Source organism: Mycolicibacterium rutilum, assembly GCF_900108565.1.
Classification (GTDB): domain Bacteria; phylum Actinomycetota; class Actinomycetes; order Mycobacteriales; family Mycobacteriaceae; genus Mycobacterium; species Mycobacterium rutilum.
In genome coordinates this window covers 629,971-644,979 of sequence record NZ_LT629971.1, presented here as the reverse complement: position 1 = coordinate 644,979, position 15,009 = coordinate 629,971, and the positions used below count along the sequence as shown (strand labels likewise).

At 68.0% G+C, this 15,009-nt stretch carries 14 protein-coding genes and 1 riboswitch; of the genes, 4 read left to right on the top strand and 10 right to left on the bottom strand.

Translation table 11 applies throughout. From position 1 onward, the window contains the following. Positions 1 to 29 precede the first annotated feature (29 nt). Together BLW81_RS03155 and BLW81_RS03150 are read left to right on the top strand one after the other, a co-directional pair. On the top strand, positions 30 to 1,532 hold the full coding sequence (locus tag BLW81_RS03155; protein WP_083410288.1) for a M28 family metallopeptidase: 1,503 nt from the start codon (positions 30 to 32) through the stop codon (positions 1,530 to 1,532). Beyond that, a complete protein-coding gene (locus BLW81_RS03150) occupies positions 1,529 to 2,989 on the top strand; it encodes a M28 family peptidase (RefSeq protein WP_083405945.1) in 1,461 nt (486 codons plus the stop codon). The genes BLW81_RS03155 and BLW81_RS03150 overlap by 4 nt, the downstream gene beginning before the upstream one ends. On the opposite strand, the gene BLW81_RS03145 is transcribed toward BLW81_RS03150, so the two are convergent. The 4 genes from BLW81_RS03145 to BLW81_RS03130 are packed head-to-tail and all read right to left on the bottom strand — an operon-like array spanning position 2,943 to position 6,061. Beyond that, positions 2,943 to 4,232, bottom strand: a complete 1,290-nt coding sequence (locus BLW81_RS03145) for a uracil-xanthine permease family protein (RefSeq protein ID WP_083405944.1) — start codon at positions 4,230 to 4,232, stop codon at positions 2,943 to 2,945. The two genes, BLW81_RS03150 and BLW81_RS03145, sit on opposite strands and share 47 nt — an antisense overlap. After that, complete coding sequence (locus BLW81_RS03140; RefSeq protein ID WP_173839571.1) at positions 4,229 to 5,449, bottom strand: APC family permease; 1,221 nt, start codon at positions 5,447 to 5,449, stop codon at positions 4,229 to 4,231. Before BLW81_RS03140 ends, BLW81_RS03145 begins: the two co-directional genes overlap by 4 nt. Before the next feature lie 14 nt (positions 5,450 to 5,463). Further along, complete coding sequence (locus BLW81_RS03135) at positions 5,464 to 5,823, bottom strand: hypothetical protein (RefSeq protein WP_083405943.1); 360 nt, start codon at positions 5,821 to 5,823, stop codon at positions 5,464 to 5,466. Between the two features lie 13 nt (positions 5,824 to 5,836). Beyond that, positions 5,837 to 6,061 (bottom strand): hypothetical protein, encoded by a 225-nt coding sequence (locus BLW81_RS03130; protein ID WP_083405942.1) that lies wholly within the window; start codon positions 6,059 to 6,061, stop codon positions 5,837 to 5,839. 102 nt (positions 6,062 to 6,163) lie between these two features. Here BLW81_RS03130 and BLW81_RS03125 point away from each other — a divergent pair, with 102 nt between their 5' ends. Then, entirely contained in the window at positions 6,164 to 7,408 is a 1,245-nt protein-coding gene (locus tag BLW81_RS03125) for a TetR/AcrR family transcriptional regulator (RefSeq protein WP_157897563.1), read from the top strand. On the opposite strand, the gene BLW81_RS03120 is transcribed toward BLW81_RS03125, so the two are convergent. From BLW81_RS03120 to thiC, 6 genes are all read right to left on the bottom strand, one after another. Next, positions 7,375 to 7,653 carry a DoxX-related protein gene (locus tag BLW81_RS03120; protein WP_083405940.1) on the bottom strand — a complete coding sequence of 93 codons (279 nt, stop codon included), beginning with the start codon at positions 7,651 to 7,653 and terminating at the stop codon, positions 7,375 to 7,377. The genes BLW81_RS03125 and BLW81_RS03120 overlap by 34 nt on opposite strands. A 16-nt stretch (positions 7,654 to 7,669) precedes the next feature. Then, positions 7,670 to 9,157 carry a flavin-containing monooxygenase gene (locus BLW81_RS03115; RefSeq protein WP_083405939.1) on the bottom strand — a complete coding sequence of 496 codons (1,488 nt, stop codon included), beginning with the start codon at positions 9,155 to 9,157 and terminating at the stop codon, positions 7,670 to 7,672. 54 nt (positions 9,158 to 9,211) lie between these two features. Next, the gene (locus BLW81_RS03110; protein ID WP_083405938.1) at positions 9,212 to 9,832 is read right to left on the bottom strand and encodes a septum formation family protein; all 621 of its coding nucleotides are present in this window, start codon (positions 9,830 to 9,832) and stop codon (positions 9,212 to 9,214) included. 45 nt (positions 9,833 to 9,877) lie between these two features. Then, entirely contained in the window at positions 9,878 to 10,501 is a 624-nt protein-coding gene (locus tag BLW81_RS03105; RefSeq protein WP_083405937.1) for an alpha/beta hydrolase family protein, read from the bottom strand. Continuing rightward, positions 10,498 to 11,334 carry a bifunctional hydroxymethylpyrimidine kinase/phosphomethylpyrimidine kinase gene (gene thiD, locus BLW81_RS03100; protein WP_083405936.1) on the bottom strand — a complete coding sequence of 279 codons (837 nt, stop codon included), beginning with the start codon at positions 11,332 to 11,334 and terminating at the stop codon, positions 10,498 to 10,500. Before thiD ends, BLW81_RS03105 begins: the two co-directional genes overlap by 4 nt. Then, positions 11,331 to 12,965 carry a phosphomethylpyrimidine synthase ThiC gene (gene thiC, locus BLW81_RS03095; protein ID WP_083405935.1) on the bottom strand — a complete coding sequence of 545 codons (1,635 nt, stop codon included), beginning with the start codon at positions 12,963 to 12,965 and terminating at the stop codon, positions 11,331 to 11,333. The genes thiD and thiC overlap by 4 nt, the downstream gene beginning before the upstream one ends. Beyond that, positions 12,957 to 13,066, bottom strand: a riboswitch (TPP riboswitch). (Overlaps the previous gene by 9 nt.) 130 nt (positions 13,067 to 13,196) lie before the next feature. Here thiC and BLW81_RS03090 point away from each other — a divergent pair. Further along, the gene (locus tag BLW81_RS03090; protein WP_083405934.1) at positions 13,197 to 14,945 is read left to right on the top strand and encodes an MFS transporter; all 1,749 of its coding nucleotides are present in this window, start codon (positions 13,197 to 13,199) and stop codon (positions 14,943 to 14,945) included. The last annotated feature ends 64 nt before the right edge of the window (positions 14,946 to 15,009 follow it).

The window sequence follows — 15,009 nt, the reverse complement described above, 5'->3', positions numbered from 1 at the left end:
TAACGTAGTGGGCGATGACCCTCACTTCGATGTCGAGAGCTGTTGGGCTGCTGGCCACGATCGTCGTCGTGCTTGCCGGTTGCGGCAGCGACACCCAGCCGCAGCCCACCGTGCAGCCGCCGTCCACCCAGCCCGGCGTCGCGCCGGCCGCCACCGAGTTCGCCGGCTCGCTGGCCCGGCGCACCACCGCCGACGCGATGTACGCGCATCTGTCGCGGCTGCAGGAGATTGCCGACGAGCACGGCGGTAATCGCGCTCTCGGCACGCCCGGTTACGACGCCAGCGTCGACTACGTAGCGAACACACTGCGTGACAAGGGTTTCGACGTCCAGACGCCGGAGTTCGAGGTGCGCCTGCCGTTCGCTGAGGAACCGTCGTTGACGGTCGACGGCACCTCGGTCGAGGCCCGTCCGCTGAACTTCACCATCGGCACCCCGCCCGACGGGGTGTCGGGTCCGTTGGTGCCCGCCCGCGTCGAGGACACCCCGGGCTGCACCGCCGCCGACTATGACGGTCTGCCCGTCGACGGAGCGGTGGTGCTCGTCGATCGCGGTAAGTGCCCGTTCTCGGAGAAAGAGAAGGCCGCCGCCGACCGCGGCGCCGTCGCCCTGATCGTCGCCAACAACGAGGACAACGACGAGATGGGCGGAACGCTCGGCGAGAACACCGCCGTGCGGATACCGGTCATCAGTGTCAACAAGGCCGACGGCGAACGGCTGCGCGCCGAACCCGGCGACACCGCCATCAAACTCAACGCCGGCGTGCGCACCGAGAAGGCCCGCAACGTCATCGCCCAGACCAAGACCGGCGACACCCACAACGTCGTGATGGCCGGCGCGCACCTCGACAGTGTTCCGGAAGGCCCCGGCATCAACGACAATGGATCCGGCGTCGCCGCCATCCTCGAGACGGCGCTGCAACTGGGAGCTTCCCCTGAGGTGAACTACGCGGTGCGCTTCGGCTTCTGGGGCGCAGAGGAGGTCGGGTTGTACGGGTCCAACAACTACGTGCAGTCCCTCGACACCGAAGGACTCAAGGACATCTCGCTGTACCTGAACTACGACATGGTGGCCTCGCCGAACCCCGGCTACTTCACCTATGACGGCGACCAGTCGCTGCCGCCCGACCGCAACGGCGTGGTCCGCCGCATCCCCGAAGGGTCCGCCGGTGTCGAGCGCACCCTGGCGGCGTATCTCGACGCCGCCGGAAAGCCCGCGCAGGACACCACTTTCGATGGCCGCTCCGACTACGACGGCTTCACCCTCGCCGGCATTCCGGCCGGCGGAACCTTCGCCGGAGCGGACTCCGACATGACTTCCGAGGAGGCCGACCGATGGGGCGGCCGGGCCGGTGAGCCGCACGACCCCAACTACCACAAGGCCTCCGACACGGTGGACAACATCGACCGCACCGCCCTCGGAATCCACGGCGCGGGCGTCGCATACGCCATCGGGATCTACTCGCAGGACCAGGGCGGCCAGAACGGTGTGCCCGCCCGCGACCTCCGCACCCGCCACCCGCTCGCATCATGACCAGGTGGGCGGCCCTCATCGGCGTCCTCGGTGTCCTCGCCGGCTTGACGTCGTGTTCGTCGGAGCAGGCGCCGCCGGCGGACCAGGCGCAGCACATCGCCGACTCGGTCACCGCCGACGGGATGTACACCCACCTGCAGAAGTTGCAGGACATCGCCGACACCAACGCCGGTAGCCGCGCCGACGGCACCCGCGGATACGACGCCTCCATCGACTACGTGGCGCAGTTCCTGCGCGACAAGGGTTTCGACGTGACCACGCCGGAATTCGAATTGCTCGACCGCACCGAGGGTGGTAAACCCACGCTGCGGGTCGGCGGCCGCGACTTCCCGGTCGATCAGGCGTCCCTGCTGATCACCACGCCTCGGGGCGGGCTGAACGCCGTCACGCTGCGGCCGCAGCGGGCCGCCGGCTGCCGTACCGCCGACTACGGCGGCAGGTCGATGCGCGGCGCGATCGCGATCGTCGACGACACCGGATGCTCGGTCGTCGACAAGCAGAACGCGGCCGTGAATCAGGGCGCCGTCGGGCTCCTCGTCGTCAGCAACCCCGGCAACACCGGGGCCCCGCCCGGGCTGTTCACCCCGGGGTACTACCGCGGGTTGACCGTTCCGGTGGCCGTCATCGACAGCGCCGCCGACGCCGCGCTGCGACGCACCAGCGCCTCCGTGCGCCTGGTCCTCGACAGCAAGCCGGTCATGCGCAAGACGCGAAACGTGCTAGCGCAAACCAAGACCGGGGACACCCGCAACGTCGTGGTGGCCGGCGCACATCTGGACAGCTCGCGGGGCAGTCCGGGAATCAACGACGACGGCACCGGTGTCGCCGCGCTGCTGGAGACCGCGGCCGCGCTCGGGTCCGAACCCCAGGTCGCCAACGCGGTCCGCTTCGCGTTCTGGGCGTCCGAGGAGAACGGGCCCGCCGGGCCGACACGCTATGTGCAGGGGCTGTCGCGGGAGGAACTCGCCGACATCGCACTGTATCTGGGCTTCGACATGCTCGGCTCGCCCAACGCCGGGTACTTCACCTACGACGGTGACCAGTCGGCTCAGCCCAACCCCGACATCCCGTTGCAGTCGGTGCCCGACGGCTCCGCGGGCATCGAGCGGACACTGGCCGGATACCTGAACACCGCCGGAGTCCGACCGGCCGACATGCCGCTGACCCGGTTCACCGACTACTACCCGTTCCTGGCGGCCGGTGTTCCCGTCGGCGGCCTGACCGCGGGTTCGTCACAACGCAAAAGCGAAGTGCAGGCACGGCTTTGGGGCGGTCGCGCCGGGATCCCGTACGACCCGAACTACCGCACTGCGCGGGACAAGATCGACGCGGTCAACCGGGACGCGCTGTCCACCCTCGGATCGGCCGCTGCCTACGCCGTGGCCGCGTATGCGCAGGCCGTCGACGGGGTCAACGGTGTTCCGGTTCGGGATCAACGGCATCGGACCGCTCCGTAGCCGACCGAAACCCGAGCAGCCGCATGCCGTGATAGACGGCCAGCGCCGCAATCGAGCCCAACGCGATCCCGGTGAACGTCAGACTTCCTGCGTTCCAGGTGAAGTCGGCGATCCCGATGATCAATGGGATCGCCGCGGTCATCTGGTTCACCGGCTTGGAAAAGTCGACGCGGTTGGTCAGCCAGATCCGGATGCCGAGCACGCCGACGAGGCCGTAGAGCACGACCGTGGCGCCGCCCAGCACGCCGGCGGGCACCGCGGAAATCACCGCACCGACCTTCGGGCACAACGACAGCGCGATGGCCACCGCGGCCGCAACCCAATACGCCGCAGTCGAATACACCCGCGTCGCGGCCATCACACCGATGTTCTCGGCGTAGGTCGTGGTCGCCGAGCCGCCGCCGAATCCGGCCAGGGTGGTGGCCACACCGTCGGCGGCCAGCGCCCGGCCCATCACGGGATCGACGTCGGTGTTGGTCATCTGTCCGACCGACTTCACATGGCCGATGTTCTCGGCCACCAGCGCGATCACGGCGGGCAGGAACATCGGCAGCACCGCGAGCGTGAACGTCGGGGTCTGGAACTCCGGCAGGCCGAGCCACGGCGCCTCGGCGATCGCCGACGTGTCGACGTCGCCGATGATCAACGCCAACACGTATCCGACGACCACCGCGAGGAAGATGGCCAACCGGCCGATGATCCCGCGGAAGAACGCCAGCGTCGCCACCAGCAGCACGAGCGTCACCAGCCCGACCAGCGGGCCCTCCTCGAAGTTCGCCTTGGCCGCCGGCGCCAGGTTGAACCCGATCAGCGCGACGATCGCCCCGGTGACCACCGGCGGCAGTGTCACGTCGATCCAGTGGGTGCCGACCAGGTGCACGACGGCGCCGATGACGATCAACGCGAGCCCCACCGCCACCAGCCCGCCCAGTGCGCTGCCGGTGCCCTGCGACGCCACCGCGGCGGTCACCGGTGCGATCACCGAGAAGCTCGAGCCCAGATAGCTGGGCAGCCGGTTGCCGGTGATGAGCAGGAACAGCACCGTCCCGATCCCGGAGAACAACAACGTCGTCGCCGGCGGGAACCCGGTGAGTACCGGCACCAGGAAGGTGGCCCCGAACATCGCCACCACGTGCTGGGCGCCGAGCCCGATGGTGCGGCCCCAGCCGAGCCGTTCGTCAGGGGCGACGACGAAATCTTCATCGGGTCGGGCGTCGACGCGCCGCCAGGTCAGCTCGATCACGGTGTTAGACGGTATGCCAGAGCGCCCACCAGCACCACGCAGGCGCCGGCCACCACCGACGCCGGCGGCAGCAGCGCCGCCAGCAGCAGGCATCCGATGAACCCGAGCGTCGGCACCGTGCGCCGCCCCAGCGTCCACGCCGACGCGTTGGCGATCGCGTAGTAGAGCAACACCGCGAACGACGAGAACCCGATGGCGCCCCGCACGTCGACCAGCGCGGCCACCGCCGCGACCACCACCCCGACCGCGACCTCGGCTCGGTGCGGGCTGCCGAACCGCGGATGCACGGCCGCCAGCGCGTGGGGCAGGTGCCGGTCGCGGGCCATCGCGAGCGTCGTGCGCGACACCCCGAGGATGAGCGCGAGCAGCGATCCCAGCGCGGCCACCGCCGCACCCACCCGCACCACCGGCGCCATGTCGGGGACACCGGCCGCGGTGACGGCGTCGGCCAGCGGCGCGGTCGCCGAAGCCAGTGCAGCGCTTCCCAATTCGCTCAACACGGCCAGCGCGACCACGGCGTACACCGCCAGCGCGATGGCCAGAGCGATCGGTATGGCCCGCGGAATCGTGCGGGCGGGGTCGCGGACCTCCTCGCCGAGCGTCGCGATGCGCGCATAGCCGGCGAAGGCGAAGAACAGTAACCCGGCGGCCTGCAGGACTCCGCCGACGGTGGTGTCCGAACTCAACGACAGCCGTTCGGGGTCGACGTCGCCGAATCCCAGCACCGTCACCACGACGCCCGCCAGGACGGCGAGGACGACGGCGACGATGGCGCGCGTCAACACGGCCGACTTCTGGATCCCGGCGTAGTTGACGGCGGTCAGCAGTACCACCGCCGCCACGGCGATTCCGCGCGCCCACTCGGGCCACAGGTAGTAGCCGACTGTGAGTGCCATCGCTGCGCACGAGGCGGTTTTGCCGACGATGAAGCTCCAGCCCGCCGTGTGTCCCCAGAACGCGCCGAGGCGTTCACGCCCGTAGACGTAGGTGCCGCCGGACTGCGGGTAGCGCGCCGCCAGCCGCGCCGACGAGGTTGCGTTGCAGTAGGCGACGACGGCTGCGACCGCCAGTCCGAGGAGCAGACCCGAACCGGCCGCCGCCGCAGCGGGCGGAAGCGCGACGAAGATGCCCGCGCCGATCATCGAACCCAGACCGATGACGACCGCGTCGACGGTGCCGAGCCGCCGGTTCAGGGCGGGGCCGTCCGGCGTGCTCACGCCGGAATCGTATTTCAGGCGTTGTGGTGGTGCGGGGCGTCGTCGTGGTGCGGCATCAAGGAATCACGGGCCGACGTGGTCGCGGAGGCGACGAGCACCGCGAGCAGTACGGTGCCGCCGATGACGGTCATCGGCATCGTCCACATCCGGCGGATGAGCAACGCGCTTTCGCACTGATCGACGTAGTCGGCGTCGCCGACCGCGGCGGCGGCCTGCGTGAGATCGGTGAGATAGCCGGTCCCGCACCTGATCTGCCAGCCGTACTGGTCATAGCTGTCGAGGAAGACCGGGAAGTTCATGGCGAGCAGCCCGATGATCAGGACGACGGCGGCGATGATCCCGGTGTAGGCGAGGCGGTGGTGGCGTTGGGACAAGACAGACCCCCATTCATGTCATACAAACGTCCGCAACCAGCAGCACGGGCCACGACACGATCGACCCGAGGTACGAAACAACCAGGTCAGCGCCGTCCATGTCGCGTAGGTGGTCGGTGTGTGTCGTCGACCAGAAGACTCCGACGAGCAGATACGGGGTGCCGACGATGAGCGCCACCGCGATCAACTCGCCGATCGCGACCTGAAAGCTCAGGACCTTCCTCAACGTGCCGGACACGACAATATGTTAATAGTGATTCCGTCGAGTGTGACGGGTTTGACGATTATCGGCAACCGCAGCCGGCCGTTGTGCGGCGGCCCGGTCCGTTATCGTGTTGCCATGTCGCGCACCCGGCCGGCGAGTGGTGACGCGGTTCGGCGCCGGCCGAAGGACCGCAAAGCGCAGATCGCCCGGGCATCGGCCGAGGCGTTCAGTGCGCTGGGCTTTCACGGCGTGAGCATGGAGGCCATCGCCTCGAGGGTGGGGATCTCAGCGGCCGCGCTGTACCGGCACTACGCCAGCAAGTACGACCTCTTTCGCGACGCGGTGCTGAACCTGGGCCAACAGCTGGTGGACTGCACCGCGTTCGCCGACGGCACCGAGTTCGACGATCCGCACGACGAGCTGCGCCGGCTGGTGTCGGGACTCATCGACACCGCGATGGCCAACCGGGAATCCGGCGGCCTGTACCGCTGGGAGGGCCGGTATCTGCGCGGCGACGACCAGGCGTCGCTCATCGCGCAGATGCGCACGGTCAACCACCGGCTGCAACGCCCGCTTCGCGCGCTGCGCCCGGACCTGACGTCGCGGCAGCGGTGGACGCTGTCGATCTCGGTGCTCTCGGTGATCGGCAGCATCGTCGACCATCGCGCCAAGCTGCCGGCCGTTCAGGTGCGGGCGCTGCTCGCCGAGCTGGCGACGGCGTTGATGGCCACCGAACTGCCGGGCAGCACTGACACCGTCGGCGAGCCGGCCGCGCCGGTGTCGACGGCGAGTGTCGAGTCGTCGAAGTACGAGGCGCTGCTCACCGAGTCGATGCGGCTGTTCAACAACAAGGGCTACCGGGACACCGGTATGGAGGACATCGCCGCCGCGGTCGGCATGCCCGCCTCAGGGATCTACCGGTACTTCGCCGGCAAGAGTGACATCCTCGCCGCCGCGTTCCGGCGCGCAGCCGACCGCCTCTCAGACGAACTGACCGCGATCACCACCGCGATCCCCGACAGCGAGGACGCGCTGACCGCCGTCATCGACGCGTACGTGGCGCGGTCGTTCGCCCAACCGGAACTCGATTACGTCTACTACACCGAGCGGCTCAACATGTCGCCGACGGATCAGAAGATCCTGCGCAACATGCAGCGCTCGACCGTCGAGTCCATCGTCGATCTGGTCGTCGCCGTGCGACCCGAATGGACGCCCGCACAAGCACGTTTCGCCGTGCATGCCGCGATGTCGCTGGTGATCGACCTCGGTCGGCTGATGCGGTACACGAACTCGCCGCAGAACCGTGCGGTGCTGCAGCGGATACTCGACGTGACGCTGTTGGGCCGTTACCGGTTGCGTGCCGCGTTGCCCGCCAAGTAGGCCAGGTACCCGACGGTCCCCAGCAGTGCGAGCTTGCGGGTCTTGCGGGCGGCCAGCCCGAGACCGAGTGCGGTCTCGATGCCGCCGTTGACGTAGATGAACTGGCGGGTGTTGCGTGGAAAGGGCTGCGCGGTCACCGATTCGAACAGTTCCGGCTTGACGAAATGCGACAGGCCGACGCCGGCGACGCCCAGACCCGCCAGCGTGGCAATTCGCGAACCGCCGCCCGATTCCTGAGATGACACTGATGTTCCCTTCTGATCACGCAATGCGATAGTCGCTCAACGGGTACTGCGAGGCTTCTTTGATGGCGGTGCGCGTGGACATCGGCCGCAGCAGAGTGGCCTCGCCGCTCGGGTTGAAATAGTACGACCGCGATGTCGCGCAGTTGCCCACGGTGAACACCGAGTCGCCGATCAACTCCGTCATCCGGTCCAGGTAGCGGGTGTTGGCTTCCTCGGTGATCTCGAACGTGGCCGCGCCGCGCCGCTTCACCTCGCCGAAGAGCCGCTCCATGTGGCGCATCTGGTACTCCATCGTGTTGAAGAAGTTCAACCCGAGGAAGGCGTAGGGGCTGGCCAGACTGAGGTAGTTCGGGAAGTACGGCACGGTGATGCCCTGGTAGGCCTGGAACCGCGTCTCGCGCCACCACTTTCCGAGGTTGCGCCCGTCGCGGCCGATGATCTCGATCGCGGGGAAGTTCGCCTCCCACAGGTCGAAGCCGGTCGCCAGCACCAGCGTGTCGATCTCGGTCTTGGTGCCGTCGTTGTTGACGATGCCGTCTGCATCGACACGCTGGATACCCGAGCTCTGCAGGTGCACATGGGGTTTGGTGAAGACGCGGTAATAGCTGTTGGAGAACGTCGGGCGCTTGCAGCCGAAGTCGTAGTCCGGGGTGAGTTTTCTGCGCAACTCGGGATCGCGTATCGAGAAGAACCGGTGCATCTTCGCCAGGTCCGACGCCGCGATGTTGAGCCGGCGGAACAGGGTCTGCCGGTGGTGCAGGCCGACGTAGACGAAGAACTCATACAGCATGTCGGTGACGGCACGAACCACCCGCTGCGTCAACGGGATCCGAGCGAAGAGCCGCTTGGCGCGCGCGGAGAACCGGAAGTCCAGCTTCGGCACCACCCAGATCGGCGTGCGCTGGTAGACCGTCAGGTCGGCGGCCTTCTTCGCCAGTTCGGGGATCAGCTGCACCGCCGTCGCGCCGGTGCCGATGATCGCCACGCGGCGCCCCTGCGGATCGTAGGAGTCGTCCCAGTCGGTGGTGTGGATGATCTTGCCGGCGAAGCCGGTGATCCCCGGGATGTCGGGCATGTGCGGCTGCGACAGGAAGCCCGTCGCGGTGATCAGGTAGCGGGTGCTCAGCGTGTCACCGTTGGCCAGGGTCACCCGCCAGACCTCGGACTCCTCGTCCCAGCGAGCGCTTTCGACCGACGTGTTGAACCGCATGTGCCTGCGCACGTCGTACTTGTCGGCGACGTCGCCGGCGTACTGCTTGATCTCGTTGCCGGTGGAGAACAGCCGCGACCAGTTCGGGTTCGGCTCGAAGAAGTAGGAGTAGGTGGTGGTGGGCACGTCGACCGCCAGGCCGGGGTAGTGGTTGACGTGCCAGGTCCCGCCCAGGTCGTCCTCGCGGTCGAGAATGACGAAGTTCTCGTACCCCATCCGTTTGAGCTGGATGGCGGCGCCGATCCCCCCGAAACCGGCGCCCACGATGACGGCGTCGAATTGTTCCGAAGTCATGCCGAAACGGTACCTCAGGTACCGGTTAGGGCCCGCACGGCTCCGGTCGCGGCGTCACCCTTTGAGCGACCCGCTGCGCGGCGGGTCGAGCGTCGCGATGCAGGTCACGGCCCGGTCGCCCTCCGCCCACGTCTCGGCGGTGGGGTAGAGCACGTACATCTGCACCGAGTCATCGAGCATCGCCTCGGGGGAGTACGCGGCCAGTTCGGGACTGCACTTGTCGGCGTAGTCGTCGATCGCGGGCTGGCCGGGGAAGTCGCCTTCGGGCATCAGCAGCACGGCGAACACCTCGCCCGCGTGCGTCTGGTCGCATGCGACGGTCTGCACGGTCAGCACCTTGGTGTCGCCCGGGATGTCGCGCAGGCAGTCGCCCACCTTGACATCGGTCGCGGTGACGGTGCCCTTGCCGACGAGGAGGTACAGCAGTGTCCCGCCGCCGACGAGGACCAGGACGAGCGCGGCCACTACGCCGAGCACGGTGTAGAGAGCCTTGCGGGACTTTTTCGGCGGCGGTGCGTAGTAGGCGGCCGAGGGGTCGGAGTACGGCGCGGGCGGCGGGGGCGGTGGGGGCGGGTAAGAGCCCTGCGGTGGGGGCGGGTAGGAGCCCTGCGGCGGCCCGGGGTAGGACCCCGGCGGTGGTGGCGGCGGTGGTGGCGGGCCCGGCGGAGTGGTCACGCGAGTCACCGTATCGCGGCGAATGCCGGTTAGCTGACCAATCTGTCAGCGCTCGTCGAGCAGCCGTAGCGCTGCATCCACCGCGAGGGCGGGCACGTCGAGCTTCTTGGAGCCCAGATCGTGTCGCGCGCCGGTGATTTCGACGATCTCGGTAGGCACGGTGAGCAGCGTGGCGGCCGCCCGCAGCTCGTCGATCGTGCCGAACGGGTCGGCGGTGCCGTGAGTGAACACGGTCGGCGCCGCGATCTGCGGCAGGTGCTCGGTGCGGGCGCGTTCCGGCTTGCCGGGCGGGTGCAGGGGATAGGAGAACAGCGTGAGCACGTCGATGCCCGGATTCTCCCCGGCGGCGACCATCGAGGTCATCCGGCCGCCGTAGGAATGCCCGCCGGCGACGACGGGCCCGTCGGCCAGCGTCTTGGCGACGGCAATCACTTCGGCGACGCCGGCCTGGTCCGCGGCCGCCGAGCCGGACGGCGGGCCTTTGGGCCGGCGCCGCCGGTACGGGAGGTTGTAGCGCACCGCGAGCCAACCGCGGCGGGCCCACTCGTCGCAGATCCGGGTGAGGAGCGGCGCGTCTCGGCTGCCACCCGCGCCGTGCGTCAGCACGACGACACCGGCTGGTGCGGCATCGGGGCGGTGGGCGATACCCGCGATCTGCTCGAGGTTCATTCGGCGAGCCGGAACAGCGCCGACACCGGACCGTGGCCGTGACCCAATGGGTATGCGGCGCGCAGACATTCGGTGACCCATCGCTTCCCGAACGCGACGGCGTCGGGCACGGTGTAGCCGTGAGCCAGCGCGCTGGCGGTCGCCGCCGCCAAGGTGTCGCCGGCGCCGTGGTCGTGTCCGGTGTCGATGCGGGTGGCGTCGAACTCGTGGAAGTCGGTGCCGTCGAACAACAGGTCCGGGCTGTGCGGTGATGCCCGCAGGTGCCCGCCCTTGACCAGCGCCCACTGCGGCCCGAGCGCATGCAGTGCGCGCGCCGCGTCGCGCTGGGATGACGAATCGACGACCTCTATGCCGGTGAGCAGGCGCACCTCGTCGAGGTTCGGCGTCACCAGTGTGGCCAGCGGGAACAGTTGCGTGCGCAGCGAATCGAGCGCGCTGGGATGCAGCAGCGGGTCGCCGTGCATGGACGCGCACACCGGATCGACGACCAGGGGGACGGTGCCCGCCAGACCATGCCCGCGCCACGTCCGGGCGATGGTGTCGATGATCTCCGAGGACGCCAGCATCCCGGTCTTGGCGGCCTGCACACCGATGTCGGAGGCGACGGCCTCGATCTGTCCGGCGATCACGTCGACCGGGATCTCATGGAACCCCTTGACGCCCATCGAGTTCTGTACGGTCACCGCCGTCACCGCGACCAAGCTGTGCACCCCGAGCAGCGCAAAGGTGCGCATGTCGGCCTGGATGCCTGCGCCGCCGCCGGAGTCGGAGCCGGCGATGGTCATGACGCGCACCGGTGTGCTGCCGGGTTCGGGCAGTGGCAGGTAGCTCATGCCATTGGAAGATAGACGCGGTTGCCGTGTTCGGCGAACTCCCGGGACTTCTCGACCATTCCCTGTTCCATCGCGGCTTCGATCGCCTCCTCACTGTCGAGGCCGTGCTTGGCGGCGTAGTCCCGGACATCCTGCGTGATGCGCATGGAGCAGAACTTCGGGCCGCACATCGAGCAGAAGTGCGCGGTCTTGGCCGGCGCGGCGGGCAGAGTCTCGTCGTGGAAGTCCCGTGCGGTGTCGGGGTCGAGCGACAGAGCGAACTGGTCGTTCCACCGGAACTCGAAGCGCGCCCGCGACAATGCGTCGTCGCGTTCCTGCGCTCGGGGGTGTCCCTTGGCCAGATCTGCGGCGTGCGCGGCGATCTTGTAGGCGATCACCCCTTCCTTGACGTCCTTGCGGTCGGGCAGGCCCAGATGCTCCTTGGGCGTGACGTAACAGAGCATCGCGGTGCCGGCCTGCGCGATGATCGCCGCGCCGATGGCGCTGGTGATGTGGTCATAGGCCGGCGCTATGTCGGTGGTCAGCGGGCCCAGGGTGTAGAACGGGGCCTCTTCGCACAGCTCTTCTTCGAGGCGGACGTTCTCGACGATCTTGTGCATCGGGACGTGACCCGGTCCCTCGATCATCACCTGCACGCCATGGGATTTCGCGACCTTCGTCAATTCGCCCAACGTTCTCAACTCCGCGAACTGGGCGGCATCGTTGGCGTCGGCGATCGAACCCGGCCGCAGGCCGTCGCCGAGTGAGAACGTCACGTCGTAGCGCTGCAGGATCTCGCACAGCTCGTCGAAGTGCGTGTAGAGGAACGATTCACGGTGATGCGCCAGGCACCACGCCGCCATGATCGACCCGCCGCGACTGACGATGCCGGTGACGCGCTTGGCGGTCAGCGGCACATAGCGCAGCAGCACCCCGGCGTGCACGGTCATGTAGTCGACGCCCTGCTCACACTGCTCGATCACGGTGTCGCGGTACAGCTCCCACGTCAGCGCGACGGGATCGCCGTTGACCTTCTCCAGGGCCTGGTAGATCGGCACGGTTCCGACGGGAACCGGGGAGTTGCGCAATATCCACTCCCGGGTGGTGTGGATGTCGCGGCCGGTGGACAGGTCCATGATCGTGTCGGCACCCCAGCGCGTCGCCCAGACCATCTTGTCCACCTCTTCGGCGATCGAACTGGTGACGGCCGAATTGCCGATATTGGCATTGACTTTCACCGCGAACGCCTTGCCGATGATCATCGGCTCGGACTCGGGATGGTTGTGGTTGGCGGGGATGACCGCACGGCCGCGGGCCACCTCGTCGCGGACCAGTTCCGCAGGCACGCCCTCGCGCGCGGCGATGAACGCCATCTCGGCGGTGATCTCGCCGGCGCGCGCCCGCTGCAACTGGGTGCCGCGCTCGCGCACCACGCCCGGGCGCGGCGGCAGGCCGGCGTGCAGGTCGAAGTGGGCCGTCGAATCGGTGTACGGCCCCGAGGTGTCGTACAGGTCGAGGTGTTCGCCGTTCGACAGGTTCACCCGCCGGAACGGCACCTTCGCGCCGGGCACGCCGTCGAGGTCGCGGTAGTGCTTGACGCTGCCCTCGACGGGGCCGGTGGTCACAGACGGATTGACGACAACATCGGTCATTCGAGCATCTCCCTACGCCGGCATTACCCGGTCAGGTTCGTACGGTCGACGGGCCCACCCGTCCTCTCAGCGCACTGGTGCGCGCTCCCGTGTGTGGACGTTGGTCACGTTAGCGCAGCAGACCCCTGATGGGGAGGCCGAACACGAATTGCCCGTCCAAGGTTTACATAGGTAATATATGTGTTTTGTGCCCTCCGGGGCGCTCCGATTGGCATAGGGCAGATAAGGCAAATGGCTGAACTCGATACGGGCATTCCCGCCACTGCGGCGGACACGGCACTCGCCACAACTGCGCGCCGCCGCATGCGCATCGACCACGACCATCCGCGATACAAGTGGGTCGCGCTGTCGAACACGACGCTGGGCATGCTGCTGGCGTCGATCAACGCCTCGATCGTGTTGATCTCGCTGCCGGCCATCTTCCGCGGCATCGGGCTGAACCCACTGGCCCCGGCGAACGTCAGCTATCTGCTGTGGATGCTGATGGGCTACCTCGTGGTGACCGCTGTGCTCGTGGTGTTCTTCGGCCGGCTCGGCGACATGTTCGGCCGGGTGCGCATCTACAACCTCGGCTTCGTGGTGTTCACGGTCGCGGCGATCGCCCTGTCGGTCGACCCGTTCCACCTCGACGCCGGCGCGCTGTGGCTGATCGGCTGGCGCGTGGTGCAAGGGGTCGGCGGGGCGATGCTGATGGCGTCGTCGGGGGCCATCCTGACCGATGCGTTCCCGTCGAACCAGCGCGGAATGGCGTTGGGCGTCAACATGGTCGCCGCGGTGGCAGGCTCGTTCCTCGGCCTGCTCATCGGCGGCGTGCTGTCCGAGATCCACTGGCAGGCCATCTTCTGGGTCGGGGTGCCGATCGGGGTGCTCGGCACAATCTGGAGCTACCGGTCGCTGCGGGAAGTCGGCGTGCGCACTCCGGGCAAGCTGGACTGGGCGGGCACTCTCACCTTCGGCATCGGGCTGACCGCCCTGCTGACCGGCATCACCTACGGCATTCAGCCGTACGGGAATTCGACGACGGGGTGGACGAACCCGTGGGTGCTCGGGGGCATCGTCGGCGGGCTGCTGTTGTTGGTTGGGTTCTGCATCATTGAACTGCGGGTGGCCCAGCCGATGGTCAACATCCGACTGTTCCGGTCGGCGTCGTTCGGCATGGGCAACCTCGCCGGACTGATGTCGTCGGTGGGCCGAGGCGGGCTGCAGTTCATGCTCATCATCTGGCTGCAGGGCATCTGGCTTCCGTTGCACGGCTACAGCTTCGAGTCGACACCATTGTGGGCGGGCATCTATCTGCTGCCGATGACGTTCGGGTTCCTCGCGTCCGCGCCGCTGGCGGGATCGCTGGCCGACCGCTTCGGCGCGCGGGCCTTCACCGTCGGCGGGATGCTGCTGATGGGACTCACCTTCATCGCGCTGGTGATGATCCCGGTCGACTTCAACTACTGGGTGTTCGCGGTGCTGGTCTTCCTCAACGGACTCGGCGGCGGCATCTTCACCGCACCCAACACCGCCGCCATCATGTCGAGTGTCCCCGCGGCCGAACGCGGTGCCGCCTCGGGCGTGCGGGCGACGTTCTTCAACGCCGGATCCTCGCTGTCGATCGGCATCTTCTTCTCGTTGATGATCGTCGGGTTGGCCAACACCTTGCCGACCGCCATGAGCGCCGGTTTGCAAGCGCAGGGTGTATCGGCGTCGGTGGCCCACGACGTCGCGAACCTGCCGCCGGTCGGTAGCCTGTTCGCCGCCTTCCTCGGTTACAACCCGATGGCCGAATTACTGGAGCCGTCCCATGCGCTGCAGCAACCCGGAGTCAACGCCGAGGCGCTCACCGGCCAGACGTTCTTCCCCCATCTGATCACCGAGCCGTTTCACTCCGGTCTGGTGGTGGTGTTCGTCGCCGCCGCGGCCATGATGGCTGTCGGCGCGGTCGCCTCCCTGTTCAACCCCGGTCGCTACGGCGAGCAGGAGACGGTGTAGACGTTGCCAATTCTGTCGTTTGGCACATTTTGACCGTGCAGTCGAGGCAATCGAGTCGCGCAAC

Bases quoted from the DNA above. Each gene is read 5' to 3' on its own strand.
- BLW81_RS03150 (WP_083405945.1), top strand. From the start codon at position 1,529: ATGACCAGGTGGGCGGCCCTCATCGGCGTCCTCGGTGTCCTCGCCGGC.
- BLW81_RS03125 (WP_157897563.1), top strand. From the start codon at position 6,164: ATGTCGCGCACCCGGCCGGCGAGTGGTGACGCGGTTCGGCGCCGGCCG.
- BLW81_RS03115 (WP_083405939.1), bottom strand. From the start codon at position 9,157: ATGACTTCGGAACAATTCGACGCCGTCATCGTGGGCGCCGGTTTCGGG.
- thiC (WP_083405935.1), bottom strand. From the start codon at position 12,965: ATGACCGATGTTGTCGTCAATCCGTCTGTGACCACCGGCCCCGTCGAG.
- BLW81_RS03155 (WP_083410288.1), top strand. From the start codon at position 30: ATGTCGAGAGCTGTTGGGCTGCTGGCCACGATCGTCGTCGTGCTTGCC.
- thiD (WP_083405936.1), bottom strand. From the start codon at position 11,334: ATGAGCTACCTGCCACTGCCCGAACCCGGCAGCACACCGGTGCGCGTC.
- BLW81_RS03090 (WP_083405934.1), top strand. From the start codon at position 13,197: ATGGCTGAACTCGATACGGGCATTCCCGCCACTGCGGCGGACACGGCA.
- BLW81_RS03105 (WP_083405937.1), bottom strand. From the start codon at position 10,501: ATGAACCTCGAGCAGATCGCGGGTATCGCCCACCGCCCCGATGCCGCA.